Source organism: Shimia ponticola, from assembly GCF_007995215.1.
GTDB classification, from domain to species: domain Bacteria; phylum Pseudomonadota; class Alphaproteobacteria; order Rhodobacterales; family Rhodobacteraceae; genus Shimia_B; species Shimia_B ponticola.
Genome location: NZ_VCDK01000003.1, coordinates 645,509 through 668,339 on the forward strand (window position 1 = coordinate 645,509; position 22,831 = coordinate 668,339).

Genomic DNA, 22,831 nt, shown 5'->3' on the forward strand with positions numbered 1-22,831 from the left:
AATGCAGGACTTGGGACGTAATCTAATCGCCGGTGCGTGGAGCGACGGCATTTCGACGGTTGAGAACCGCAATCCTTCGGACCTGAGTGATCTTGTCGGTGTTTTCGCGCAGGCCAGCGGCGACGAACTGGACGCCACGCTCTTGGCGGCGCGTCAAGCTCAGGCAGAGTGGGCCGCCTACGAAATGGAGCGCAAGCAAGCTGTCCTTATGGCCATTGGCACCGAATTGATGACTCGTGCCGAGGAACTCGGAACCCTGCTCAGCCGCGAAGAGGGAAAGCCGCTCGCCGAAGGCAAGGGTGAGGTTTACCGCGCGGGACAGTTCTTTACCTACTACGCCGCTGAATGCCTGCGCCAGCTGGGCGAAAATGCGGACTCGGTACGACCGGGGGTCGAGATCGATGTGCGACGTGAACCTGTGGGCGTTGTGGCGATTATCTCTCCTTGGAATTTCCCGACCGCCACCGCGTCTTGGAAAATTGCCCCTGCCCTGTGTTACGGTAATGCTGTGGTCTGGAAACCGGCCAATATCACGCCCGCCTCTGCGGTGGCGCTCACCGAGATCATCGCGCGGCAAGACATCCCAAAGGGTCTGTTCAGTCTTGTCATGGGCTCGGGGCGAGAGATCGGCCAGAGACTTGTTGAAAGCCGCAAGGTCGACGCGATTTCCTTCACCGGGTCTGTCCCTGTTGGCAAAGGCATCGCTGCGGCGGCGATTCAGAATTTGACCAAGGTCCAGATGGAGATGGGGTCGAAAAACGCATTGGCGGTAATGGATGATGCTGACCTCGATCTGGCGGTCACACTGGCGCTTGGCGGCGCGTTTGGCGGAACAGGTCAGAAATGCACGGCCTCGTCGCGTTTGGTTGTGCATGAAGCCATCCATGACGCCTTTGTCGAAAAGCTGGTCGCCGGGACGCAGGCCATGAAAGTTGGCCACGCGCTTGAGGCAGGCACTCAGATGGGACCTGTCGTCAGCCAGCAGCAACTGGATGAAAACCTTGCTTATGTAGATTTGGGCAAATCCGAAGGTGCAGAACTGGCCTGTGGCGGTGTGCGGCTCGATATGCCGCATGACGGATTCTACATGAGCCCAGGCGTGTTCCTGAACACGTCGAATGACATGCGTATCAACCGAGAAGAGATGTTCGCGCCTCTGACGAGCGTCATCAAAGTCGGCAGCTATGACGAAGCGCTTGCCACCGTGAATGACACAAACTTTGGCCTGACGTCCGGTATTGTGACGCAATCGTTGGCGCGGGCCACGCATTTCCGGCGCAACGCGCGGACCGGCGTCGTCACCGTGAACCTGCCCACGGCGGGCACCGATTACCACGTGCCTTTCGGCGGGCGCGGCGACAGCTCTTATGGCCCGCGCGAACAAGGCAAAGCCGCGGCTGAGTTCTATACCACGGTCAAGACCGCCTATATCAGCGCAGGTGCCGTATGATGCGCCCCGTTCCGCTGATCGACGGGCTGCAATATGTGAATTGGTCCGAAAAGGCATTTCGCCAGCTCCGCGAAGGCGATGTTGATGCGATCCATGTGACCATCGCCTATCACGAGACGTTCCGGGAAACGGTTCTGAACTTTGAGAAGTGGAACCGCTGGTTCGAACAATACCCGGACCTGATCATGAAAGGTCAGTGGGCCAGCGATATCGACACGGCGCGTGACACGGGACGCACGGCGGTGTTCTTTGGGTTTCAAAACCCGTCCCCGATCGAGGATGACATCGGTCTCGTTGAAATCGTCCACACGCTTGGCGCGCGTTTCATGCAGTTGACCTATAACAACCAATCCTTGCTCGCGACTGGATGCTACGAAGCCGAAGACACCGGCATCACCCGCATGGGCAAGCAGGTCATCAAGGAAATGAACCGTGTTGGGCTCGTGGTGGACATGAGCCACTCAGCTGACCGTTCGACCATCGAAGCCGCCGAGATGTCCGAGCGACCCATCGCCATCACCCACGCCAACCCGCATGAATGGGCCCCTGCCCTGCGAAACAAGCGTGACGATGTGATCCGCGCGGTGACGGAAAACGGGGGTATGCTCGGGTTTTCGGTCTATCCACACCACCTCAAAGGCAAGTCAGACTGCACCCTTGAAAGCTTTTGCGAAATGGTCGCCCGCACGGCGGACAAGTTCGGCGTGGAACATCTCGGGATCGGCACAGACCTGTGTCAGGACCAGCCAGACAGCGTGGTGGAATGGATGCGCGTCGGCCGTTGGAGCAAGGAAATCGACTATGGCGAAGGGTCCAAGGCCGCGCCCGGTTTCCCGCCGATGCCGGATTGGTTCCGAGACAATCGCGATTTTGGCAATATCGCCAACGGCCTGCGCTCTGTCGGTCTTTCCGAAGAGGAAACCGGCGCGATCATGGGCGGTAACTGGTATCGGTTCTTTGCAGAGAACTTCGGGCCGCAGAAATAGGTAGCGCTCACCGAGGTTTGCGCCTGTGTCAGTTTAGGTAGCGACCCACTACGGATCGACGTGACCATGGCGATCCGGGACGGTCCGATGTGACATGGACAACCGAAAAGCGCCTGAGACGCCGCGGCAGGGACCACCCAGCCGCGGCGCCAGAGGCAAACGTCTTGTTGGATGACGCTCAGGTCTAAAGGTCAATTTCGGCGTGCGGTGCGCCGTCCGAGGTCCGGTCGCGTGAATATCCGTCTGGTCCGATGTCGACCCTGATCTGTTTACGCAGGTTCGAAAAGCTTTCAAACCGTACAACATCAATCGCCTCGTCGAGATCAAGAACCAGCCGATACCAACCGGGCTTGAGCGCCTCGCATTGCCGGACCGACGCCGTGAAAGGCTGCGATAGATAGCTGCCTGACACGCGATCTCCGCCTGCCCAGCCCTTTGGCGCCACGTCCCGGATTGCCGCATAGAGCGCATTCCAGTCGCGAAACCCGTGCTGTTGCGCAACCGCTTCAAGCGCTTGCGCATGGCTCATGGGACCAGAAGTGGTGTCAGCCTTTGCCCGAAGGCGCTTGGCCTGCTGCTTGGCTGCAGCAAGTGATGGTAAATCTGTGGTCATGCCACGGCCTCCTTCCGTGTAAACAATCCCCAACGCAGGGATTGATGTTTGGACAGATGCAACAGGACCGCGCCTGTGAGGATCAGCAAGAGCACCTCAGCCGTTGGTGCGGCCCACCAGATGCCCGGTTCGCCGATAGCCCCGGCAAGAACAAAGGTCAGGGGGATCGCGAACAGATAGGGTTTGGAAAGCCCCAATAGCGCCGCGCGCCCCGCGTCACCAAGGGCCTGAAAATGCATGGCAATCATCATCAACGGCCCTGCGAGAACGAACCCCGCAGACAGGATCGGCAGGATACGTTCCACTTCGTCCACAACCGGGACACTATCGACAAACGCGGCCCCAATCGGAGCAACCAAGAAGGTCATGATCGCTTGCATGGCCAAGCAATAGACCAGTGACGTCACCACAGCCAAACGCAGGCTGGCATCGCTGCGCGTCAGGTGTCCGGCACCAAAATTGTTGCCAGTGATTGTCTGCATCGCATGTGCCAAACCCAAAAGGGGCAGAAACGCAAAGGTGATCAGCCGGGTGATGACGCCGTAAGCGGACACTGCCGCGTCATAGTTTGCCGAGTCGACCCATTGGAGTGCTACGATGATGGCGGTGGAACCCAGAGCCAGCCCAAGGAAATTGAGGCTTTGCGGGGCGCCGAGGGCCAGCATTCGCCCCCACCCAATCCAAGGCGCGTGATCGCGCAGCGCCGCGATACCAAGCGGTGTCTGGTCAGTGAGTCGAAAACCAAGAATGACACACAGGGTGAGTGCCTGCGCCAGCGCGGTGCCATAGGCAGATCCGGCCACCCCCAGGTTCAGAACGCCGATGAACACATAGTTGAATGCCATATTCGCCACAGATGCCAAAAGGCTCATCGCGGCCATGAACATCACGTGTCCTTCGTTTCGCAGTGCATCGGAATTGACGGCCAGAACGAACATGAGCGGCGCGGCAAAGATCGTGATGCGCAGGTAAACCAACCCAAGATCGGCCAAGGTGTCTGAGCCGCCGGCTGCCAACCGGGCAAAACTCTCTCCGCCTACCAAAAACAAGAGGATGAGCACCAAGCCAAGACAAACCGCCAGCCCATGCGCCGCTGCAAAGACCGCGCGCGCCGCAGCTATGTCACCTGCTCCGAGTTGGCGCGCCAGTTTGCTCGACATGCCAGATGACACCAGCGTGGCCAGCGACACGACCAACATGTAGAGCGGAAACATCAGGGTCACCGCAGCTAGGGCCTCAGACCCCGCGAAATGCCCCAGAAATAGCGCATCGACGACGGCGAGGAGCCCGTTCATGCCCATCACAAAGATGATCGGCAGTGCCGTGCGCAGATAGATTGGCCCTAAAGGGCCGGAGAAGAACTGATTTTGTTGGGATGACATGACCCCGTGACCTCTTTGCTATCGTCGCGCAAAGACTGGACGGGGCCCGCATTACCATCCGCGCGACTGATGCCGAGGATGAGGAAGATCACATTAACAGAACTTCACCGTGACGGTATGTCGGCGGGCGGCAGGTGTCTGGAACCTGAGCGGCACCTAGGCAATGGGGTGATCCCTGTCAACTGCGGGCGATGTCAGACCTTCAGAGACCGCCGTTTGATCCGATCCGACAAACCGCGCGCCAACTGATCGAAAACCACGCGTATACGCGGGCTTGTTTGCAATTCGCGATGGGTGACCAACCAGATTGGAAACTCAAAAGACGGAAAATCCTCTAGCACGCGTTCAACGCCCGGCTCGCTTTCGGCCAGAGCCTCAGGAAGCATCGCCATGCCGAATCCTGCCTTGACCAACTGCCAAGCCACGACGCCATTCTCGCTCGACATCACAAAGCTCTCTGGTCGCAAGGGAATGCCCATATTGTGAAACGGTGCCATCAACCGCTCTGGGTCCGCATTGCCGACGAAATCATGATCTGCAATCGCGCGCATCGTCGTGGGGCGACCGGCCCGATCAAGGTATTCCCGCGATGCAAAGAGGTTGGCGCGGAAATCACCCAAGTGCCGCGCGATCAGGTCCGGCTGTTCAGGGCGGACATGTCGAATGGCTATGTCTGCCTCGCGCCGCGTGAGGTTTTGCACATCGCTGCTTGCCAAAATCTTGACGCGCACACCGGGTGCAGCCGTGCGCAGCGGCTTCAGGACCTGTGGCAGGATCGTGGCTGACAAAAGATCGGTTCCCGTAACGGTAACCTCCCCGACCACATCCTGAGATTTGCCGTCCGCGACCATCGAGATCAGCGTTGCAGCCTCGCCCATGACACGCACATGATCCAGCAAATCGCGTCCCGCCTCGGTCAGCGTCAGGCCACGCACGCTGCGCTCAACAAGGGTGACGCCCAGCGCCTCTTCGAGGGCTGCGATCTGACGCCCAATCGTTGGCTGCGTGCTTTTGAGCACCCGCGCTGCGCCGCTGAACGATCCCTGCTCGGCCGTCGCCAAGAAGGCGCGGACCTGATTCCAGTCAAAAGAAATTGCCGCCCAGTTCATGCAAAAACGTATAGCAAATGTAGGATATTCGGCAATCGTCCATATACATGCGTACAGCTAAAAGTCTGTCCATCACCTCCACCCCATGACCGTCGCGTGTCATGGCCGAATGGCAGATAACTCATCATGCGTCTTCTCTCCCGTGCCGATTGGCTGTTCCTCGCTGGCATTTTGATCTTTTCCTTCATTCCAGCGGTATTCGGATTGTTCCGGATTCCCGGGCTTTTGCTGGGGCTATCCATCATCCCTGCAAACCCGCGCGCCGTGATCGATCCGGCGCCGATCATCCTGCACGTCGCATCGAGTTCCATCTTCTGCCTGTTAGGTGCGTTCCAATTCCTGCCGCGCCTGCGATACGGACGACCGATCCTGCACCGACGCATGGGGCGGGTGTTGGCCATTGCTGGTTTGATCAGCGCTCTGACCGGGCTTTGGATGACGGTCGTTTACCCGTTTCCGGAAACACTTCAGGGACCTTTGCTGTTCTGGGTGCGGGCATTGATCAGTGTCGCAATGGCGGGATGCATCGTCCATGCGGTTTGCGCAGCCCGCAATCGGCAGTTTCCGCTACACCGCGCCCAGATGCTGCGCGCCTATGCCATCGCGCAGGGTGCTTCGACGCAAACCGTTCTGTTCATCGTTGCTATGGCCGCAACGGGGACCGAAACGCTCGGGTTTTCCCGGGATGTACTGATGGTATCGGCTTGGGTGCTGAACCTGATCTTTGCCGAGCTGCTGATCAGACGCAGTCCGCGCGGTACGCGGCCTGCAATAGCCACCCCACCGGCAGAATAAAACATCATCTTCCCCACCCTATGGAATCTCACCATGCGCAAGCTTGATCCCCACACCCTGTTATCCACGCTTTGGCTGTTCATCCTGCTGAACATCATCTTTCGCGACATTCATCAGTTTGTCTTGAAGTCTCATCTCGAGATGCTTTTGACCGGATATTACAACGGTACACTGATCACGGATCAGCTGATGCTCATGGGAGGGTTTTTGGCGCTGGTGCCGATCTCGATGGTCCTCATGTCGCACATTCTCGAACGGGATTGGCTACGGCCTGTGACAGCCATCGGCGTGCTCTTTACCGCAGGACCGGCGTTGATCGCCCCACCCACCGACATGGATGACGTTTTGCATTTTTTGGTCGCGTTTTGCGCATTGACCGTGATCAGTTGGATCACTTGGAAATGGCCATCTCCTTCGGCCCGGACCGTGCAGTCATGATACAGCCGATGCCACGTCCCCTTGCTGCCCCGCTATCCGCGCAGCACCCACGGCCCCGCCGCCGCATTATCACCGCTGTCATGCTTGTCGGGGTAGCAGCGATTGCCCTTGCCGTTCGGCTGGACGTTGCCCCACTGCTCACGGCCTTGCATGAACAGGCTGTGACCTCGCACACAATGCGTTGGACCTTTCTGGTGATCTATGCGGTGCTCTTGGCCTTGCCATTTGTGCCCGGTGTTGAGATCGGCCTCGCGCTTTTGATGCTGTTTGGCGCGTCGTTTGCTCTGCCTGTTTATGTGGCCACAATCACGGGCCTGACACTGGCCTACGGTGTCGGACGGACCCTGCGCCGCCTAAAGCCGACGGCAGGACTTGAAGCAGCCCTGCAGCCGAACGGCGGCTTGTCGGGCCTCGGACACGCGACGTGGCTGGGGCCATTGCTCCGGTTTCGCTGGGTTGCGATTGCGCTCTTGATCAATTTTCCGGGCAATACGTTGATCGGGGGCGGTGGCGGAGTTGCAATGGCGTCCGGCTACTCACTCGCTTTACGTTGGCCTGCGTTCATTGGCTGCGTTGCCGTTGCAGTCGCGCCTGTCCCTGCAATGGTCGTCCTCGCAGAAGTTGGTGGGGTGTCGGATGGCCTTGGGGCGTGGCTTGCATCACTTATCACTTCTTGATGGCTCCTATGGGAAAGACCCTCATGACCCAGTCTCCGCCCAAATTGTTCATTCTATGTGGCAAGATCGCATCTGGTAAATCCACGCTTGCGGCCAAACTGGCCGAGGCGTCAGGCGGGGTGCGGATCGTCGAAGATGAGTGGCTGCATGGCCTATACGCCAACGAACTTCACGGGTTGGATGATTACGTCCGGTGCACCAACCTGCTGCGCGCGGCTTTGACCGGCCATATCGTGCAATTGCTGAATTTGGGTGTCTCGGTGGTTTTGGATTTTTCAGCAAACACGCCGACGCAAAGAGCGTGGTTTCGGGAGTTGATCGACCAAACGGGCGCGGCCCACGAATTGCATTGGCTCGATGTGCCGGTTGAAGTGTGTCGTGACAGGCTCGCAGCACGCAACGCATCGGGATCGCATCCGTTTCAGGTGTCTCCAGAGCTCTTTACGAAGGTCACCAATGCTTTTCGACCACCCCACGCCGATGAAGGTTTCATCATCGTCAGGCACGACGTCTCATCCCTTGATGGATCAGCGCCCTTCCCAACTGACGCGCAAGGGTGAACTTTTTCATCCCTCGTCCGTTCATCGGTTACGACCTACGTGCCATCCGCTTTTCATGTCAAAGCAGATAGACGCGTTGGCGTTGCTGTGCGACCATTGATGCGATGGTGTTTGACTCATTTGAGTCGGCTGAAAAGGGAACGCGGTGCGGGCTTCTGCCCAATTCCGCGACTGCCCCCGCAACTGTGAGCGGAGAGCCATCCCGAGACAAACCACTGGGCCAACGGCCCGGGAAGGTTCGGGAGAGCGACGACCCGCAAGTCAGGAGACCTGCCATCTACGGCGCGTCATGTGACGTACCGCAGCCACCTTAACCCGGGCGGGGCGCTCCGGGAACGGAGAGACGCCGTATGGATCATTTGATCCCTGACAGATCACCGTTTCCTGCATTGCCCTGCCTTTTGCGCGGAGGGCGCGATGATATTGGAACGCACGATTTTCCAACTTGATACCGGCGATATGTCTGAAGACGAGGCCCGGCAGATGGGCCAACTGGGCTATATGCAGTGGATCGCGGGTCTGGAGCCGGATGCGGATTACGCGAAGGCCGCCAACGTCGCCTATGACAAAGCTGTGCCGTTCATGGTGCAATCGCCCGCCGTTGCGGCTTTTTGCGCGCTGTTGAAGGCCTCGTTGGATGCGCCCTTGAAGCCGCTACCTCTGTCCATGCCGCCGCGGCAGCGGCGCGGAGGGGCGCAGGGCCGCCGCGCCGGTCGTCTCCCACTTTGACACCGGCACCGAGAACGCGATGCGCGTCTTCCCACCCCAACGGATTGTTTGCCTAACCGAAGAGACAGTCGAGACGCTGTATCTTTTGGGCGAACAGAATCGCATCGTCGGGGTCTCAGGCTATGCCGTCCGTCCCAAACAGGTACGGCGCGAAAAGCCTCGGGTGTCGGCCTTTACTTCGGCTGACATCCCCAAAATCCTCGCGTTGAAGCCTGATCTTGTTCTGACATTTTCGGACCTCCAGGCCGACATTGCCGCCGACCTGCTGCGCGAAGGTATCCCTGTCATGGGACACAATCAGCGCGATGTGGCCGGTATCCTCGCCATGATCCGTCATTTGGGTCACACCGTTGGCTGTGGCGACCGCGCCGAGGCGTTGGCTGATCGATACGAAACCCGCCTGTCCAGCATTGCCGCGCGATATGCTGAAAACGCCCGGCCTCGTGTCTATTTCGAAGAGTGGGACGATCCCATGATCTCGGGCATCGGCTGGGTGTCGGAGTTGATCGGGATTGCAGGTGGCCAAGATGTTTTTGACCATCTGGCCGCCGAGGGAAAGGCGCGGGACCGGTTCGTCACTTCTGGACAGGTGATCGCCGCTGCGCCGGACGTGATCATCGGTTCATGGTGCGGAAAGAAGGTTCGCCCTGAGCGCATTGCGGAACGGCCCGGATGGCACTCCGTCCCTGCTGTTCAAAACGGGCGCATCTACGAAATCAAGTCGCCGCTGATACTGCAGCCGGGACCGGCTGCATTGACCGATGGTTTGGATGCCATCGTGCAGGCACTATGGCCGTCGGAGTGAGTCCATTTCCCGATTCCGCCCATGGCGCTGCTCCTCAAGACGTCGATCGGCAAGAGAGACAGTCGTAACCGCACGGAGCAGGGTTGTTTTCTTCAAACTGGAACAGCCCAAGGGTGCGCGGTATTGGACGACACCTTATCATCGGCTTCAAGCAGTCATGGGTTCAAAGCAAGAGGGAACGCGCCGCCGCAAGCTGTTGTGTCGACCTGACGTGACCTCGCCTTTCGCAGTGCTGACGCTCTTTGCGCCCTGCACCTGTCAGGGGCGACAGGAACGCCGTTCTAGCCGCTTGTTGGCCAGGATGGATGCAAATCATCAATTGTGAACGGGTGGCGATGCCGGCGCCCACCGCGCAAATGCGGGTGATCACGCGGCAGATCCGGATGCTCATGTTCAACCTCAAGCGGGTCATCCTTGGGCCATTGGCGCAGCGCGACGAGGATCCCCCCGGTCGCCAAGGCCGCAAGCACCGCGACCGCCAGCGCCGCACCACCAACCGTCATCAACAGCCCCGCCAACGGATAGGTGATCAGCCAGCAGGCATGCGACAGCGCAAATTGCGCGGCAAAGATAGCCGGGCGGTCCTCTGGCTGCGCGGACCGACGCAAAAGGCGGCCTGACGGCGTCAGAACTGCGGAATATCCCAAACCGATCAGGCCCCAACACCCGAGGATCAGGAGCAAAGACAGGCCGAACGCCGCCTGCCCGCCCAGAAGGCCAAGCAGCCCCGCAACCATCGCGCAGGCACCGGCCGTCATCACCGGGCGGTCAGCCCAACGATCTAGCAGCCGAGGCAACGCAAGCGCAGCGACCATCGAGCCACCGCCGAACGCGGCCATCGTCACGGCCACTGCGGTGTCAGTCATGCCCAAGCTGTCCTTAACAAGCACAACCGTATTCACCAAAACCATGGCTCCGGCCGCCGAGACCGCCATGGAAAATCCAAGGAGCCCACGCAGGCGAGGCGTCGCCAGATAAATTCGAACGCCCCGCGTCGTGCGATCATAAAACGGTCGGGGTTGGGCCGGTTTCGGCGCTGGCAGTGCGACTGACAGAACAAGCAAAGCCGAGGCAAGGAACCCCACGGATGTCCCGACGAACAGTGCATCATGCGAAACGATCAGGAGAAGCAGAGCCGCCATGGCAGGGCTGAGCAGAGACTCCAGATCATAGGCCAGCCGTGACAGGGAAAGCGCCCGCGTGTAGCGGTCTTCTTCCGGCAGGATATCCGGGATCGTGGCCTGAAAGATGGGCGTAAACCCGGCAGATGCAGATTGAAGGATCAGGATCAGCACGTAGACTTGCCAAGTTTCGGTTACGAACGGCAACGCCAAGGCGACCGCCCCGCGTACAAGATCCAGAGCAATCAGAACCTTGCGACGGGGCAATCGTTCGGCAAGCGCCGCCGCGATCGGCGCAACCGTCACATAGGCCACCATCTTGATCGCAAATATCGTTCCCAAAAGCAGCGCAGCGTTTCCACCCGCCAGTTCATAGGCCAAAAGCCCAAGCGCCACGGTCGCAAGCCCGGTCCCCATCAGCGCAACGATCTGCGCAAGGAACAACCGGCGATAGGTCTTGTCCTGCAAAACGCTCAGCATGGTATTTACTCTGGCTCGGAAACCACACAATGCAAGGGCGGCGAGGCCAGCCCAATGCACAGCCTGTGACGGGATGCGGCCTTTTCATGCCCAATCCTGCCAAGTTATCCTGCCCAGAGGCGCGGTACAGACGCCGCGAGAGGAGCCAACGGCGTGCCAACCCAAACAGATGCAACACTCCAAGCTGAACCAGCTTCAACCAGCCCAGCAATGGCAAAAGCTGCATCGTGCTGCGGTGGTGGCGCGCCGGAGGTCACGGTTCCAAGCTGCTGCAAGTCGGACGCAGCAGGTACCGCACCGTCCCCACGGCGCATAGATTGGCTCCTTTGGGGTTCTGGCACGGTCATCGTAATAGGCTACCTCGCAGGGTTTTTTTTGCCGCACGATGCGCGCTTTGGGCTTGGTATCTTTGCCCACGGCATACAGGACATGATGCACCTGATGTGGTGGGGCATCCTGATCGGGATGGTGGCTGTTGGGCTGATCGACCGCGTCCCGCGTGAATTCGTAATCGGCATCATCGGACGCAAACAGAACAGTCAGGGGCTTCTGCGCGCGGTGGCCGCTGGCGTCTTGCTTGATTTATGCAACCACGGCGTGCTGATGGTCGGTGCAAAGCTCTATGAACGCGGTGTAAGTCTCGGCCAAGTCTTCGCATTCCTGATCGCCTCCCCGTGGAATTCACTGTCTCTGACGATCATCATCGGCGTGTTGATGGGCTGGGGGTGGATGCTTGTCTTCCTCATTGCGTCGCTGGTTATCGCGCTCTTGACCGGGCTCATCGTCGAACGGTTAGAGCGGGCTGGCCGGGTGCGACCGAACCCAAACAGAATTGACCTGCCAGACGATTTCCACGTCTGGCGCGAGGCGCGTGCCGGGCTTCGCGCAACACAGTTCGACACCGCCTTTTTTCGCGATGTGGCGCGTCGGTCCCTCACTGCCAGCCGCATGGTTTTGCGTTGGCTGTTTCTCGGCGTGGTGTTGGCGGCCTTGATACAGGCAACTGTCCCGACCGATGTCTTTGCAACATGGTTCGGTGCCACGGTCTTTGGATTGTTCACGACGCTGGTGGCTGCCACGATCATCGAAGTGTGTTCAGAGGGCTCTGTTCCCATCGCGGCTGACCTGATGACGCGTGCTCAGGCACCGGGCAATGCCTTCACGTTTCTGATGGCTGGTGCTGCCACCGACTACACCGAAATACTTGTCCTCAAAGAGGTCACCGGCAGATTGCGCGCCGCGTTGCTTCTTCCGCTTTTGACAGTGCCACAGGTGGTTGCCATAGGCTGGGCCTTGAACGTGGCCGGGTGAACGCCGGGTTTTGAGCGAAGTGTCCGCCCTCTGCGATTGCAAAGCACGCAGGCCAGTTGGATTACCAATGATCGGTCAGCAAGTTCCGAGGGTCAGTTACGTGCGCATCAGCAGCCTGTGCGGTTGTATCAGGGAAAAGGTACGGACGCATTGCGCGCGCCAGATATGTCGTTTGCCAAAGCCGTCGCGTAGAATTCCGTGTCACCTCCAGCGCCGCAGAAGTGCCAAGCTCGACGATGGCTGAGGCACGCGCCGTTGTTCCTGCCCCGACAAATGCACCCGTAGCTGCGCGAAGCTGGGCTTGGCCGCCCTCAGTCAATTCCACATCAAATCGCTGCCCCGGCTGGACCAGACCTTGATCGCTTTGTCGGACAAGCGTGCCGGGAAACACCCTGTCCGCGAAACCCGGCCACTCCAATCGCACCTGCACCGGTAAACCAACCTTCAAGCTTGTCCGCGCGCTTTGATCACCGAGGACCTCAAGCGCGAAGGTGGGGTTTTCAGACCGCGAGACCTCGATAATCGTGATCGGCTGTCGGGCCACATGGCCTGCGCCGGGGTTTCGCACGCGGGTCACAATCCCACCGACTTCTGATGTGATCAGCGTTTTTTCCAGAGCTTTTGTACTGTATTCACGACGTTCAAGCAGATCGGAAATGCGCGCGTTCACAGCGCGCAACGCTGACGCCTTCTGAGCCTTCGCCGCGACGTCAACTTGGGCCAATTGAGCCATTGTCGCACCGATCCGCGCCTCGAGATCATTTTGTGCCAAAAGAACTTGAACACCCGTCTGCGTGGTTGCCAAACGCTGATTGTCTGTTCCGCCAAACGCCGGCGCGGGCAATGCCGCGTCTAGCAAAGACCGCCGCCGTCCCAAGATGTCCAACGCCGTTTCAAGCGCGTCACGTTCGGAAGACTGAGCGGCCAAAATGGCAAGACAGGACTCTTGCGCCGATTGAACCCGCGCACCCAGTTCTGGGTCAGGATCTTTGGTGCTCAACCAGTCTTCTACACTTGTCAAAAACGGCTCTGAGGCCGGATGCAAAAGACAGTGGCGTTCATACCGCGCCGCGATCAAATCATGTTCCAGCGACTGCAATGTCGCGCGCGCGGCCACGCCATCAAGCCGCGCAAGGGTTTGCCCTGGGCGCACCAGTTCGCCTTCGCTGACGATGATGTTCTCTAAATGCGCGCCACGAGGCAGGATTATCCCAATCGGCGTGGCCTGCGGACGCAATACAGCCTGCAAAGTCTGTCGCGATGGGATCTGGTGAACAGAGAGCCAAAGCAGGCATGCCGTGAGCAACCCAAAGACGAAGAGCGGCCCGAGCATCACCCAGACAAGGCGTTTTGGCCCCAATGGCGAAGCACGCAGTTTATGGAGCGACCTACGCACTAGAGGATGGTCCGGCCTGGTTCTTGCGCGGATCATAGGTGGCCACACGCACGGTCAGGACGCGCCGCCCGTCATTCAAGGATTGTTCAACCGCCTCGCTCAAATGGATCAGCTTGGCCAATGGCGATTTCTTCGGCCCCGTTTCTCCGACGGCTTCACGTTCGGCAAGCTCGATCCGCCCAGAGGTCAACAAAGGGGAATTGTCCGTCAGTTTGAGCAGCGCATGGCCTTCGAAATGCTTAAAATCAAAATATACGCGTTCACTGCCATCTGTGGTCGCATCCTGACAGGACAGAGCCAGCAGTTCTGCAGCCACGGTACATAAGCTGCGCCGGTTGCCTTCATCGCCATTGCGCTTGAAATGCGAACGAATCCAAGCCGTAAGCGTGTCTTCGCTCTCCAGGTGGCGGGGCGTGACAAACCGAACCCATCCGGACGACAGCCTGCGACGGATTTCGGTAGCTGGCGCGAAGTCAAGAACACGACCGTCCTGTAGCATCAGCAGTTTGTCACACGCCTCAAGCAAGGCACGATGTTCGCTCACAATGACAAAGCTGCGCCCGGCACGGCGCTCCATCTGGATGCGGTCTAGCAGTGAGGCCAAAGACTTCTCCGACAACGCATCCTCAGGGCGGTCGATCAGATAGCAAGCAGGGTTCATCAAAAAGGCGCGCGCAAGGCTTAATGCCTTTTGGTCGCTGGCCGACAAAAGCGTTGCATTTGGCGCGGACCTGATCCGATCCACAGCGTCGCTTGAGAATACAAGGCTTTCAAGGCATCGGCCCGCACGATCAGTTGCGTCTTCACCCCGGAAACAGGTCAGGTTATCGTCGCCCGTCGTGGGCAACATGCGCGGCTGGCTTGGGACATGGACCATAGCCACGCCACGCTGTTCATTGCTCCGCGTCCAAACATCCACGCCATTATAGGTGACCCGGCCCCTGACATATGCGTCCTCTAGGTCGAACGGGTTCAGCAGGCTCCGCAAAAGCAGGCTTTTACCTGCGGCAGCATCGCCGATCACGCCGATCACTTCGCCAGGTGCCACGTCGAAACTGACATCCTGCAACAGGGCCGGACCTGCCGCGTCCTCGACCGTAAGCTGTCGAACATGCAGACCCGCCACCTTTGCGGCATCCTGCAGCTCTTCTGCGTCGGCGCCGAAGGTTTCGACGCGGGCTGTACCGCCCCCGTGGTTCGGATCCGGTACAAGACGCACCTGAGCGAACTGCCCCATGGCACCGACCGCCCAGAACGTGATCAACCCGACCGCTGCAATGGCAGGCATGCTGAGCACGCCTTCAGCCGTCAGCCAAGACGCCAGACCAAAAGCAATTGCCATGGCCATCCATGCAATCACGCGCGTGACCTGTGGCGCGAGCGCGTGATCCGTCACGCTGCGTCGGGCGAGGTCATACCCAACTTCATCACGTCCCGTCAGAAACGCCGCCGCCTCGGCAGACCTGAAATCCCAAAGACGTTCAATCTGCCCCCAGCCGGACAAAGCGTAATGCGTCACCCAAAGAAAGATTGCTCCTGAGACGCTGGGGACTGCGAGCAAAGGATGCAGGACCGCAAGCGCAATGGTCAGCAGGACGGCAACGCCGGCTTGCGCCAATGCCTCGGTGCGCATCCGCGCCTGTCGGTAGCCCGCAAGCGCCCGCGCATGCGCGTAATCAAGGATGAAGCCCCCCAAGACCGCAACCAGCGCAAGCGCCAAGAGCATCGGGGTGGCAAAAACCTCACCCTCCAGAGCGACAAGAGACTGCATGAAAATGGTCAAGACGGCGACTGCCAGCAAACACAAAGCCGTGCCGATGGAGAACAGAAAAGAGACATATCGCGCCCAATTCGGCGTACCGCGATCGGCAATCTGACCCGCTGTCATCTGTCCGCTACCGGACACTGGCGTGGCCGATCCATCCCGTATGTGGGTTTTAAGGTCATCATCCGGCTTCATGCGCGCCCCCTTGGACAAAGTCCGGCCATGGGTAACGCACGGATGCTTAATAACTGATTTCCAAATTCAGGCATTTGCGCTTGTCGGAATGTTAACCACTCGCGCGCTACCACCGTCCGCGATCCACCTGATTTGGAAGGCGTGATGGGAAAACAAGGACACGAGGAAAGACGGACAACCGTTGGCTTTGCGACTGCATTGTTCCTTGGGGCGGCGACGACCGTCGCCTTGACGGCGTGGACCGTGGGGTCTGCTGCGCGGGCACTTTTCCTTGCACAGGAGGAAGAAATCATTCCCGTGATCGCGGGTAGCGACCTTGACCGCCTGCCCGCGCTGATGCGCGGCAATCGATTGGCCGACACAACAAGCCGCGTCCGCGGGCAAGAGCCACGCCTGAAACCGCCACGCATGTGTGAAATGAAAGCCGATTACTATGAATCCCTGGATCGCGGCGACGATCAGGTCGCAGGATACACTCGGCGCAACGGCTATGTCCGCCCGTTTAAGACACGCCGTGGATTTCTGGACGAGCGTGAAATGCGCGCTGCTCAGGTGGCTTGGCATTACTTTGACAAGTTCACTCAGCCCGAAACCGGACTGGCCAATTCGGTGGGCAACTATCCGTCGACCACACTTTGGGACACGGCCTCTTACATCGCGGCGACAGTGGCGGCCTACGAACTTTGCCTGATCGAGAAGACTGAGTTCGACCGCCGGGTGCTTCAGCTTCTGACCACGATCAAGGGGCTGGAGCTATTCCGCAAGGAAATGCCGAACAAGGTGTATCACACCAAAACCGGCGAAAAGGTCGATTACACCAACAAACCCGGTGAAATCGGTTTCTCGGCGTTGGATATCGGACGTTTCCTTGTGTGGATGCGCATCCTCAAGAACCGCTACCCTTATCTGGGCAACACCATCGATTCCACGTTGCTGAAGTGGGATTATTCCAACGTGGTCGATAGCGAAGGCGTCATGCACGGTGCATTCGTCGATAGCGACACAGGCGAAACCGTCTATGCGCAGGAAGGCCGACTGGGATATGAAGAATACGCCGCCAAGGGCTTTGCGCTGTGGGGGTTTCGCCCGGTCCTGGCCCATCGCGCAGAACCGTTTTTGACGGCAAGCATCTTTGGCGTGCAGATCCCTTATGACGGACGTGACCCGCGCATATTCCACTCGCAAAACTACGTCGTCACCGAATCCTACCTTCAGGATGGATTAGAGCTGGGCTTTGACATGCCCTATGACGATAGCAGCCCGGAATGGCTTCATTCCGACGGTTGGCGCGCCGAGTTTGCGGACCGTATCTATCAGGTGCAGGAAAATCGCTGGCGCCGCACCGGGTTCATGACCGCGCGGTCAGAGCACAACGTCAAAGGCCCGCCCTACTTTACCTATGACACGATTTTCAGCGACGGCTATCCTTGGAACACGGTGACCCCGCGGGGGGATTACGTTCCCGATCACGCCGCCGTCGCGGCCAAGGCGGCCATCGGGCTTTGGGCACTGTGGGACACGCCTTATACAGACGCACTCTTTGACGCGATCATCGAACTCTATGACCCGGAAAACGGCATGTATGAGGGCCTTTATGAACGGGGCCAGGGACGCGTCGAAATCTTTACCGCGAATAATAACGGTATCATCCTGACATCCCTGTTGCACAAGGTGCAGGGTCCGATCCTGACCGCCTATACCGGCGAAACAGAGGTTTGGTATACGGCCTTCCGCGATCAGGACATCCGCGAAATTCGCAACCTTCCAGACCCCCCACTTGAAAAGGATTGGCTGCCCGCCCTTCGGCATTCGATCCAGACGGAGGCAGACTACTGATGACACCAACTCTGATCAAAACACTTGGCGCGGGGGTTCTTGCCTGCGGTGTGACTGCGCTTGCGTCTTCGGGGCCACTATCGGCCCAGACCGTGACCACTGAACCTGCGGGCGCACAGGCCTTTTCCCCGGAAAACGCCATCTTAAACACGGCAATCCCGTTTAGCGTTGGCGCGCGCGAGGCCCAACAGGCGCTGCGCGGCTCGTTCGGTTGGGCCACCTTTCAGGAAGGATTGGTCCAAGGCAGCTATTTCCGGTTCGACCCGGATGGCTATGCCCGATTTTCGCCTTCTCCACGGCTGGATACGGATGTCTTCGAAGTCATTTGCCGCCCGCGCACCTATGTTTGCATGGCCCGCAAAGGGCCCATGACGCTTACGCTCAGTTCAACCGGACAGGTGCAGCTCAAGCTTGAGCAGTCGACGACGCAGGATCAGTTCTTTCTGAATGACGGCTTTGCCGAGTTGCAGATCCCCGCGCGGATCATCGGCACGCTGGATCAACAGCTTGAAACGCTATTGGGATCAGGCGGAACGCTGGTGACGCGCCGCAATGGTAATGTTTTGGAAGAAGTTCCATTGACGGGTTTCCCGGTCGTGACCGCCTACCTGCGCTGGTTGGTGGCGCGTCAGGATTATGCGGTGCTGCCTACGAATTGGCCTGTACCACGAACGGGTGGCCCGAACCCTGACGCGCTGACGCAACCGGTGAACTGGAATGGTGCCGGGCGCGCAGTCGCGGTGCCGGTTGCCGTCGATCCTGCACAAATTCCGGCAGACTCTGATGCGGCCTTACCCGCCGAACAAGCGATCCAAGATGTAAACAGCGCCGCCAACATGCCACTGGCAGGTACAAACCCAGCGGCACCTAGCGACGCAACTCTGGCGGCCCTTCAGGCCGAAGTTGCTGTCCTTCGAGACATGTTGATCGCCCAAACGGGTGCCGGAGGCACACAAATGCCGGCGGCCTTTGGGACGGCATCCCCCCTCAACAGCGCGCCAAGGACCCACTGGACGCGCGATCCGTCGCTGCAGTCTGATCTGTTATCCCTCGAACAGGAGTTGGGCGCGATGACCGACCCGCAAGACCCAATGCCAGCCGACGCGCCGCCAGCCATGCCCGAGGATTTCGGTGAAGAGGCGCGGCATCTGCATTACCTGACCGTGAGCATGGGCCTTGATGCCAAGACCGCGCTGATGATCCTGCAATTGCGGGCTTCGGATGAAAGCCTGATTGAGACGAGCGATCCGCCGACAGCAGTTGACCTGCTCTCAGGGCTAACGCCCGCGCTTCCGCTGCCTTCCGATATGGCAGTGCAACACGCGGCGCAGCTGGAGAGCAGCCGTTCAGGGTCGGCCAGTGGCGACGACTATCAACCATTGACTGATTACTTCCGCAGCCTTGCCAATTAGTCCAGCGGGTCAGCGCAGTTTTGGGTTCAGGGCGTCGCGCAGCCAATCGCCAAGCAAGTTCACACTCAAGGCCAGTGCAAGCAGCGTCAAAGCGGGAAAAAACAAGATCCACCATTCGCCCGAGAACAGGAATCCTTGGCCGATCCGGATCAAAGTTCCAAGCGAGGGTTGTGTCGGTGGCGCACCGACGCCTAGGAAACTCAGCGTTGCTTCGGCGATGATCGCAAGCGCAAGCGAAATCGTTGCGATCACAAGCACAGGAGACAGCACATTTGGAAGGATGTGACGCACCATGATCGGCACGGGGCGTCGTCCGATCAGGCGCGCAGCCTGAACGTAATCCTTGCCCTTTTCAACAAGTGTGGCCCCACGCACAACCCGTGCGAACTGCACCCAATCGCTCAGACCGATGGCGACGATCAGCACCCAGATCGCCATTTGATCGCGGTATTCGATCGGCGTGACACCTTTGGCGATCCCGAAGATCAACATCGCCACAAGGATCGACGGAAAGGTCAGCTGCACATCCGCGACGCGCATGATGATCGTTTCTGTCCAGCCCCCGACATAGCCAGCCAAAAGGCCCAGCGCGATACCAAGCACCATGGCAAAGGCCACCGCAGCGGCCCCCACAAAAAGCGAGATACGCATGCCATAAAGAATGGTCGAAAACACATCCCGTCCCTGATCGTCGGTGCCCAGCAAAAAGGTTTCGCCTGTAAACGCGTTCGGCGTCATCGGCGCGGTGAAGCCGTTCATCAGGTTGAGCGATGCGGGATCAAACGGATTGGTCGGCGCAATCAGCGGTGCAAAGATCGCCGAGAGGATCAACAGAACAGTCACCCCAAAAGACGTGACAGCCACCGGTGACTTGCGGAACGAGTAAAAGAAATCGCTGTCCAGAAACCGGCCAAATGCCGTCTTTGGCGGCGCCTTAGCAGCGGGCGTCTCAATCGGTGTATCGGTCATAGCGCGCTCCTACCGTCCGATCCGCAGACGCGGATCGATCGCCAGATACAAAAGGTCCACAATCAGGTTGATCGCAACGAACATCACCGAGATCAGCATCAGATACGCCGCCATCACTGGGATATCCACGAACTGGATTGCATTGATGAATAAAAGCCCGACACCGGGCCATTGGAACACCGTCTCGGTGATGATCGCAAAGGCGATGATCGCGCCAAGTTGCAGACCAATGACCGTGATGACCGGCACCATCGTGTTCTTCAATGCGTGGCGGAAGTACAGTGCGCGGTCCTTCAATCCCCGCGCCCGGGCAAAGCGAATATAATCCTGTCGCAGTACCTCTAGCATCTCGGAGCGTACAAGCCGCATGATCAGCGTCATCTGATAAAGCCCCAGCGTGATAGACGGAAGGATCAACGCCTTTAACCCGCTCTCGGTCAGGAACCCGGTGCTCCACCACCCGAGATCGACGACCTCCCCGCGTCCAAAACTGGGCAACCAGCCAAGCTCCACAGAAAACAGATAAATCAGTAAGATACCAATCAGGAAGGTCGGCAAAGACACCCCGATCAGGGACGCTGACATGATGAAATTGGCTGCAAACCCGTTTCGTCGGATAGCCGTAAACACGCCGAGGGCAATGCCAAGCAGGATAGCCAGAACACCAGACACAGCCGCCAGTTCCAATGTTGCTGGTGCACGTTCAATGATGATTTCGGCGACCGGTCGTCCCTGACGATAGCTCACGCCAAAGTTGCCCTGCACAGCCCCTTCGAGGAATTTGTAGTACTGAACGACAAAAGGCTGATCGAGGCCAAGCTGCGTCCGTAGGCGTTCGATATCCTCAATGGTCCTTTCCTGCCCAAGCATGTTGTCGATCGGATCGCCCACAAAGCGGAACATCGAAAACGCAACAAGACCCACGACCAGAAGGACGAGGACCGATTGGAGGACACGGCGGATGATGAAAGAAATCATGGGATGATGTGATACGGGCGACGCGCCGGGGTCAAGGCGCAGCCTAGGGTCAACCGCGCGCCCGCATCAATTTTGTCAAACCTGCGGACGACCACAGCGTACGCCCCCAATCAGGGATCAGTTCACCGTCACCCAGCGCAGGATAAAGAAGTTGTCTGGACGCTGGACCATCTCGATATTCGATGCCGTTCCCCAGATCAGCGGCTGAACGTACATCGGCACATAGGCGGCCTCGTCCTGAAGGATGCCTGCGACCTCGTCCAACATCATCTGACGTTTGCTATCGTCGATCTCGGACTGGATCATCGGCAGCAAGGCATCGATGCGTTCGTTCGAATAGCCGCCAAAGTTCCAGCTTCCCAACCGCTTTTCCTCGTTCGGGGTCGATGCGAGGAACCGGATCGGGTGTTCGGCATCAAACGTACCCGGGCTCCAGCCCAGCAGGTACATGTCGTAATTATCGGCCCGCAGTTCCGGCCAATAGTTGGATACCGGCATCGCATCCAATTCGGCATTCAATCCCACCTGCGCCAGCATCCCCGTCGCCGCCTGACAGACAGCCTCGTCATTCAGATAGCGGTTGTTTGGGCATTTCAGGCCAAAGGAAAACCCGTCGGGATACCCCGCCTCTGCCAGCAACTCCCGCGCGCGGTCCGGGTTGTATTCTGGGCGTTCTGCCAGACCGTCCGAGAATCCGCGCATCGCCGGGCTGACGAGTTGAGCGACCTCTTCGGCATTGCCGCGCATGATGGTCTGCAGGATCGCAGGAACATTGATTGCATGCGCCACCGCTTGACGGACACGCACGTCAGCAAATGGGTTGGCGTCGGTGACGTCTGACGAGAACTTGAGCGTCTCCGCCTCATGCGGGAACCCGAACATGATCACGCGGGCCTCAATGCCCTGAATGACGCTGACATCATCGTTGCCCTGCAGACGCGCCACATCCTGAATGGGCACCGGGTTGATGAAGTCGACATCGCCGGACAGCAGCGCCGCCAGCGCAGTCGCGGGGTTCTGGACCGGGGTCAGAGTCGCGCGGGTGATGTTGTGTTCGACCTCACCCCACCAGCCATCAAAAGGCTCAAGCACGGTTTCAAGGTCGGGTTGACGCGACACAATGCGGAAGGCGCCTGTGCCATTCGTGTTCAACGTGGCAAAGTTGCCTTGTTCCTTATCCGGAAATTCAACCAGATGCTGACGCGCCCAGTCGCTGTCCATGATCATCCAGTTTGCGATGCTGTCCGGGAAAATCGGATTGGGGGCAGAAGTCATGATCTCAACAGTGAAATCATCGACGACGCGCACCTCGGATACTGGCGCAAACCAACTGCGCACGTCGGACGCCTCGGAAGAGGCACGTTCGTAGGAAAACAGCACGTCCTGCGCGTCAAAGGCGTTGCCGTTCTGGAACGTCACACCTTCGCGCAGGAAAAACCGCCAGCCTTCGCCATCGCCAATCGGCTCCCACGACGTGGCCAGCGCAGGTTCGATCGACATATCCTTGCCGCGGCGCACCAGCCCTTCGTAGACGTTGTTCAGAAAGCCCAGCACAGGTGCCGAGCTGACCGCGTGCGGGTCCATCGTCTGCGGGTCGGTTGTGACCGCCCATGAAAAATCTTCGGCAATAACAGGTGATGAAAGCGCGGTGGACACAGCCAGAGCCGCAGTCAGGGTACGCATGGTCTTAGTTCTCCCCAAGGTCTTGATTACCAAATGGTAGCGCCCACAACACTCACATCAATTCTACGCGCATCGCCACCTTTGCCTGCACGGCACCGATCACATCCGCGTGTCACACGAAAAAGGGCCACCCAATTGGGC

At 59.0% G+C, this 22,831-nt stretch carries 21 protein-coding genes and 1 riboswitch; of the genes, 11 read left to right on the forward strand and 10 right to left on the reverse strand.

Annotated elements, in window-relative coordinates; genetic code table 11:
• Position 1: 1 nt before the first annotated feature.
• Positions 2 to 1,450 carry an aldehyde dehydrogenase family protein gene (locus tag FE702_RS06490; RefSeq protein WP_147125441.1) on the forward strand — a complete coding sequence of 483 codons (1,449 nt, stop codon included), beginning with the start codon at positions 2 to 4 and terminating at the stop codon, positions 1,448 to 1,450.
• Entirely contained in the window at positions 1,450 to 2,436 is a 987-nt protein-coding gene (locus FE702_RS06495) for a membrane dipeptidase (RefSeq protein ID WP_147125442.1), read from the forward strand. Before FE702_RS06490 ends, FE702_RS06495 begins: the two co-directional genes overlap by 1 nt.
• Positions 2,437 to 2,620: 184 nt before the next feature.
• Here the strand turns inward: FE702_RS06495 and FE702_RS06500 are convergent, their stop codons facing one another.
• The 3 genes from FE702_RS06500 to FE702_RS06510 form a co-directional block, all read right to left on the reverse strand.
• Positions 2,621 to 3,049 (reverse strand): glyoxalase superfamily protein, encoded by a 429-nt coding sequence (locus FE702_RS06500; RefSeq protein ID WP_147125443.1) that lies wholly within the window; start codon positions 3,047 to 3,049, stop codon positions 2,621 to 2,623.
• Entirely contained in the window at positions 3,046 to 4,431 is a 1,386-nt protein-coding gene (locus FE702_RS06505; protein ID WP_147125444.1) for an MATE family efflux transporter, read from the reverse strand. The genes FE702_RS06500 and FE702_RS06505 overlap by 4 nt, the downstream gene beginning before the upstream one ends.
• A 194-nt stretch (positions 4,432 to 4,625) precedes the next feature.
• Complete coding sequence (locus tag FE702_RS06510; protein WP_147125445.1) at positions 4,626 to 5,540, reverse strand: LysR family transcriptional regulator; 915 nt, start codon at positions 5,538 to 5,540, stop codon at positions 4,626 to 4,628.
• A 126-nt stretch (positions 5,541 to 5,666) separates the two neighbouring features.
• On the opposite strand from FE702_RS06510, the gene FE702_RS06515 reads away from it, so the two are divergent.
• The 6 genes from FE702_RS06515 to FE702_RS06540 all read left to right on the forward strand — a co-directional run bounded on the left by FE702_RS06515 (position 5,667) and on the right by FE702_RS06540 (position 9,544).
• Positions 5,667 to 6,335 carry a DUF2306 domain-containing protein gene (locus FE702_RS06515; RefSeq protein WP_147125446.1) on the forward strand — a complete coding sequence of 223 codons (669 nt, stop codon included), beginning with the start codon at positions 5,667 to 5,669 and terminating at the stop codon, positions 6,333 to 6,335.
• Positions 6,336 to 6,368: 33 nt separating this feature from the next.
• On the forward strand, positions 6,369 to 6,773 hold the full coding sequence (locus FE702_RS06520) for a DUF6326 family protein (protein WP_147125447.1): 405 nt from the start codon (positions 6,369 to 6,371) through the stop codon (positions 6,771 to 6,773).
• Positions 6,774 to 6,781: 8 nt separating this feature from the next.
• Positions 6,782 to 7,450 carry a hypothetical protein gene (locus FE702_RS06525; protein ID WP_186827002.1) on the forward strand — a complete coding sequence of 223 codons (669 nt, stop codon included), beginning with the start codon at positions 6,782 to 6,784 and terminating at the stop codon, positions 7,448 to 7,450.
• Positions 7,451 to 7,473: 23 nt separating this feature from the next.
• Positions 7,474 to 8,010 (forward strand): P-loop nucleotide/nucleoside kinase family protein, encoded by a 537-nt coding sequence (locus FE702_RS06530; RefSeq protein ID WP_147125449.1) that lies wholly within the window; start codon positions 7,474 to 7,476, stop codon positions 8,008 to 8,010.
• A gap of 88 nt (positions 8,011 to 8,098) precedes the next feature.
• A riboswitch (cobalamin riboswitch) is annotated at positions 8,099 to 8,302 on the forward strand.
• Positions 8,303 to 8,427: 125 nt separating this feature from the next.
• A complete protein-coding gene (locus tag FE702_RS06535; protein ID WP_147125450.1) occupies positions 8,428 to 8,739 on the forward strand; it encodes a hypothetical protein in 312 nt (103 codons plus the stop codon).
• A 19-nt stretch (positions 8,740 to 8,758) separates the two neighbouring features.
• A complete protein-coding gene (locus FE702_RS06540; protein WP_147125451.1) occupies positions 8,759 to 9,544 on the forward strand; it encodes a cobalamin-binding protein in 786 nt (261 codons plus the stop codon).
• 281 nt (positions 9,545 to 9,825) lie between these two features.
• On the opposite strand, the gene FE702_RS06545 is transcribed toward FE702_RS06540, so the two are convergent.
• Together FE702_RS06545 and FE702_RS18575 are read right to left on the reverse strand one after the other, a co-directional pair.
• A complete protein-coding gene (locus tag FE702_RS06545; protein WP_147125452.1) occupies positions 9,826 to 11,145 on the reverse strand; it encodes an MFS transporter in 1,320 nt (439 codons plus the stop codon).
• A 104-nt stretch (positions 11,146 to 11,249) separates the two neighbouring features.
• Positions 11,250 to 11,459 carry a hypothetical protein gene (locus tag FE702_RS18575; protein WP_186827055.1) on the reverse strand — a complete coding sequence of 70 codons (210 nt, stop codon included), beginning with the start codon at positions 11,457 to 11,459 and terminating at the stop codon, positions 11,250 to 11,252.
• Between the two features lie 61 nt (positions 11,460 to 11,520).
• Here FE702_RS18575 and FE702_RS06550 point away from each other — a divergent pair, with 61 nt between their 5' ends.
• A complete protein-coding gene (locus tag FE702_RS06550) occupies positions 11,521 to 12,456 on the forward strand; it encodes a permease (RefSeq protein ID WP_222611791.1) in 936 nt (311 codons plus the stop codon).
• A gap of 61 nt (positions 12,457 to 12,517) precedes the next feature.
• On the opposite strand, the gene FE702_RS06555 is transcribed toward FE702_RS06550, so the two are convergent.
• Both FE702_RS06555 and FE702_RS06560 read right to left on the reverse strand, forming a co-directional pair.
• Positions 12,518 to 13,789 carry an HlyD family secretion protein gene (locus FE702_RS06555; protein ID WP_186827004.1) on the reverse strand — a complete coding sequence of 424 codons (1,272 nt, stop codon included), beginning with the start codon at positions 13,787 to 13,789 and terminating at the stop codon, positions 12,518 to 12,520.
• A 55-nt stretch (positions 13,790 to 13,844) separates the two neighbouring features.
• Positions 13,845 to 15,812 carry an ATP-binding cassette domain-containing protein gene (locus FE702_RS06560; RefSeq protein WP_147125455.1) on the reverse strand — a complete coding sequence of 656 codons (1,968 nt, stop codon included), beginning with the start codon at positions 15,810 to 15,812 and terminating at the stop codon, positions 13,845 to 13,847.
• 144 nt (positions 15,813 to 15,956) lie between these two features.
• Here FE702_RS06560 and FE702_RS06565 point away from each other — a divergent pair, with 144 nt between their 5' ends.
• Together FE702_RS06565 and FE702_RS06570 are read left to right on the forward strand one after the other, a co-directional pair.
• Positions 15,957 to 17,648, forward strand: a complete 1,692-nt coding sequence (locus FE702_RS06565) for a DUF3131 domain-containing protein (protein ID WP_147125456.1) — start codon at positions 15,957 to 15,959, stop codon at positions 17,646 to 17,648.
• A complete protein-coding gene (locus tag FE702_RS06570; RefSeq protein ID WP_147125457.1) occupies positions 17,648 to 19,060 on the forward strand; it encodes a hypothetical protein in 1,413 nt (470 codons plus the stop codon). The genes FE702_RS06565 and FE702_RS06570 overlap by 1 nt, the downstream gene beginning before the upstream one ends.
• A 9-nt stretch (positions 19,061 to 19,069) precedes the next feature.
• Here FE702_RS06570 and FE702_RS06575 read toward each other — a convergent pair whose 3' ends face one another.
• The 3 genes from FE702_RS06575 to FE702_RS06585 all read right to left on the reverse strand — a co-directional run bounded on the left by FE702_RS06575 (position 19,070) and on the right by FE702_RS06585 (position 22,690).
• Positions 19,070 to 20,029: an ABC transporter permease gene (locus tag FE702_RS06575; RefSeq protein ID WP_147125458.1), complete on the reverse strand. Its 960-nt coding sequence runs from the start codon at positions 20,027 to 20,029 to the stop codon at positions 19,070 to 19,072.
• 9 nt (positions 20,030 to 20,038) lie between these two features.
• Positions 20,039 to 21,007 carry an ABC transporter permease gene (locus FE702_RS06580; RefSeq protein ID WP_147125459.1) on the reverse strand — a complete coding sequence of 323 codons (969 nt, stop codon included), beginning with the start codon at positions 21,005 to 21,007 and terminating at the stop codon, positions 20,039 to 20,041.
• A gap of 117 nt (positions 21,008 to 21,124) precedes the next feature.
• Positions 21,125 to 22,690 (reverse strand): ABC transporter substrate-binding protein, encoded by a 1,566-nt coding sequence (locus tag FE702_RS06585; RefSeq protein WP_147125460.1) that lies wholly within the window; start codon positions 22,688 to 22,690, stop codon positions 21,125 to 21,127.
• Positions 22,691 to 22,831: the final 141 nt, after the last annotated feature.

What these genes read in the sequence shown, in the direction of transcription:
- FE702_RS06555 (WP_186827004.1), bottom strand. Translation starts at nt 13,789, where the DNA reads ATGCTCGGGCCGCTCTTCGTCTTTGGGTTGCTCACGGCATGCCTGCTT.
- FE702_RS06525 (WP_186827002.1), top strand. Translation starts at nt 6,782, where the DNA reads ATGCCACGTCCCCTTGCTGCCCCGCTATCCGCGCAGCACCCACGGCCC.
- FE702_RS06505 (WP_147125444.1), bottom strand. Translation starts at nt 4,431, where the DNA reads ATGTCATCCCAACAAAATCAGTTCTTCTCCGGCCCTTTAGGGCCAATC.
- FE702_RS06565 (WP_147125456.1), top strand. Translation starts at nt 15,957, where the DNA reads ATGGGAAAACAAGGACACGAGGAAAGACGGACAACCGTTGGCTTTGCG.
- FE702_RS06545 (WP_147125452.1), bottom strand. Translation starts at nt 11,145, where the DNA reads ATGCTGAGCGTTTTGCAGGACAAGACCTATCGCCGGTTGTTCCTTGCG.
- FE702_RS06500 (WP_147125443.1), bottom strand. Translation starts at nt 3,049, where the DNA reads ATGACCACAGATTTACCATCACTTGCTGCAGCCAAGCAGCAGGCCAAG.
- FE702_RS06495 (WP_147125442.1), top strand. Translation starts at nt 1,450, where the DNA reads ATGCGCCCCGTTCCGCTGATCGACGGGCTGCAATATGTGAATTGGTCC.
- FE702_RS06535 (WP_147125450.1), top strand. Translation starts at nt 8,428, where the DNA reads ATGATATTGGAACGCACGATTTTCCAACTTGATACCGGCGATATGTCT.
- FE702_RS06510 (WP_147125445.1), bottom strand. Translation starts at nt 5,540, where the DNA reads ATGAACTGGGCGGCAATTTCTTTTGACTGGAATCAGGTCCGCGCCTTC.
- FE702_RS06490 (WP_147125441.1), top strand. Translation starts at nt 2, where the DNA reads ATGCAGGACTTGGGACGTAATCTAATCGCCGGTGCGTGGAGCGACGGC.
- FE702_RS06570 (WP_147125457.1), top strand. Translation starts at nt 17,648, where the DNA reads ATGACACCAACTCTGATCAAAACACTTGGCGCGGGGGTTCTTGCCTGC.
- FE702_RS06560 (WP_147125455.1), bottom strand. Translation starts at nt 15,812, where the DNA reads ATGAAGCCGGATGATGACCTTAAAACCCACATACGGGATGGATCGGCC.
- FE702_RS06530 (WP_147125449.1), top strand. Translation starts at nt 7,474, where the DNA reads ATGACCCAGTCTCCGCCCAAATTGTTCATTCTATGTGGCAAGATCGCA.
- FE702_RS06515 (WP_147125446.1), top strand. Translation starts at nt 5,667, where the DNA reads ATGCGTCTTCTCTCCCGTGCCGATTGGCTGTTCCTCGCTGGCATTTTG.
- FE702_RS06520 (WP_147125447.1), top strand. Translation starts at nt 6,369, where the DNA reads ATGCGCAAGCTTGATCCCCACACCCTGTTATCCACGCTTTGGCTGTTC.
- FE702_RS06580 (WP_147125459.1), bottom strand. Translation starts at nt 21,007, where the DNA reads ATGATTTCTTTCATCATCCGCCGTGTCCTCCAATCGGTCCTCGTCCTT.
- FE702_RS06585 (WP_147125460.1), bottom strand. Translation starts at nt 22,690, where the DNA reads ATGCGTACCCTGACTGCGGCTCTGGCTGTGTCCACCGCGCTTTCATCA.
- FE702_RS06540 (WP_147125451.1), top strand. Translation starts at nt 8,759, where the DNA reads ATGCGCGTCTTCCCACCCCAACGGATTGTTTGCCTAACCGAAGAGACA.
- FE702_RS18575 (WP_186827055.1), bottom strand. Translation starts at nt 11,459, where the DNA reads ATGCGCCGTGGGGACGGTGCGGTACCTGCTGCGTCCGACTTGCAGCAG.
- FE702_RS06575 (WP_147125458.1), bottom strand. Translation starts at nt 20,029, where the DNA reads ATGACCGATACACCGATTGAGACGCCCGCTGCTAAGGCGCCGCCAAAG.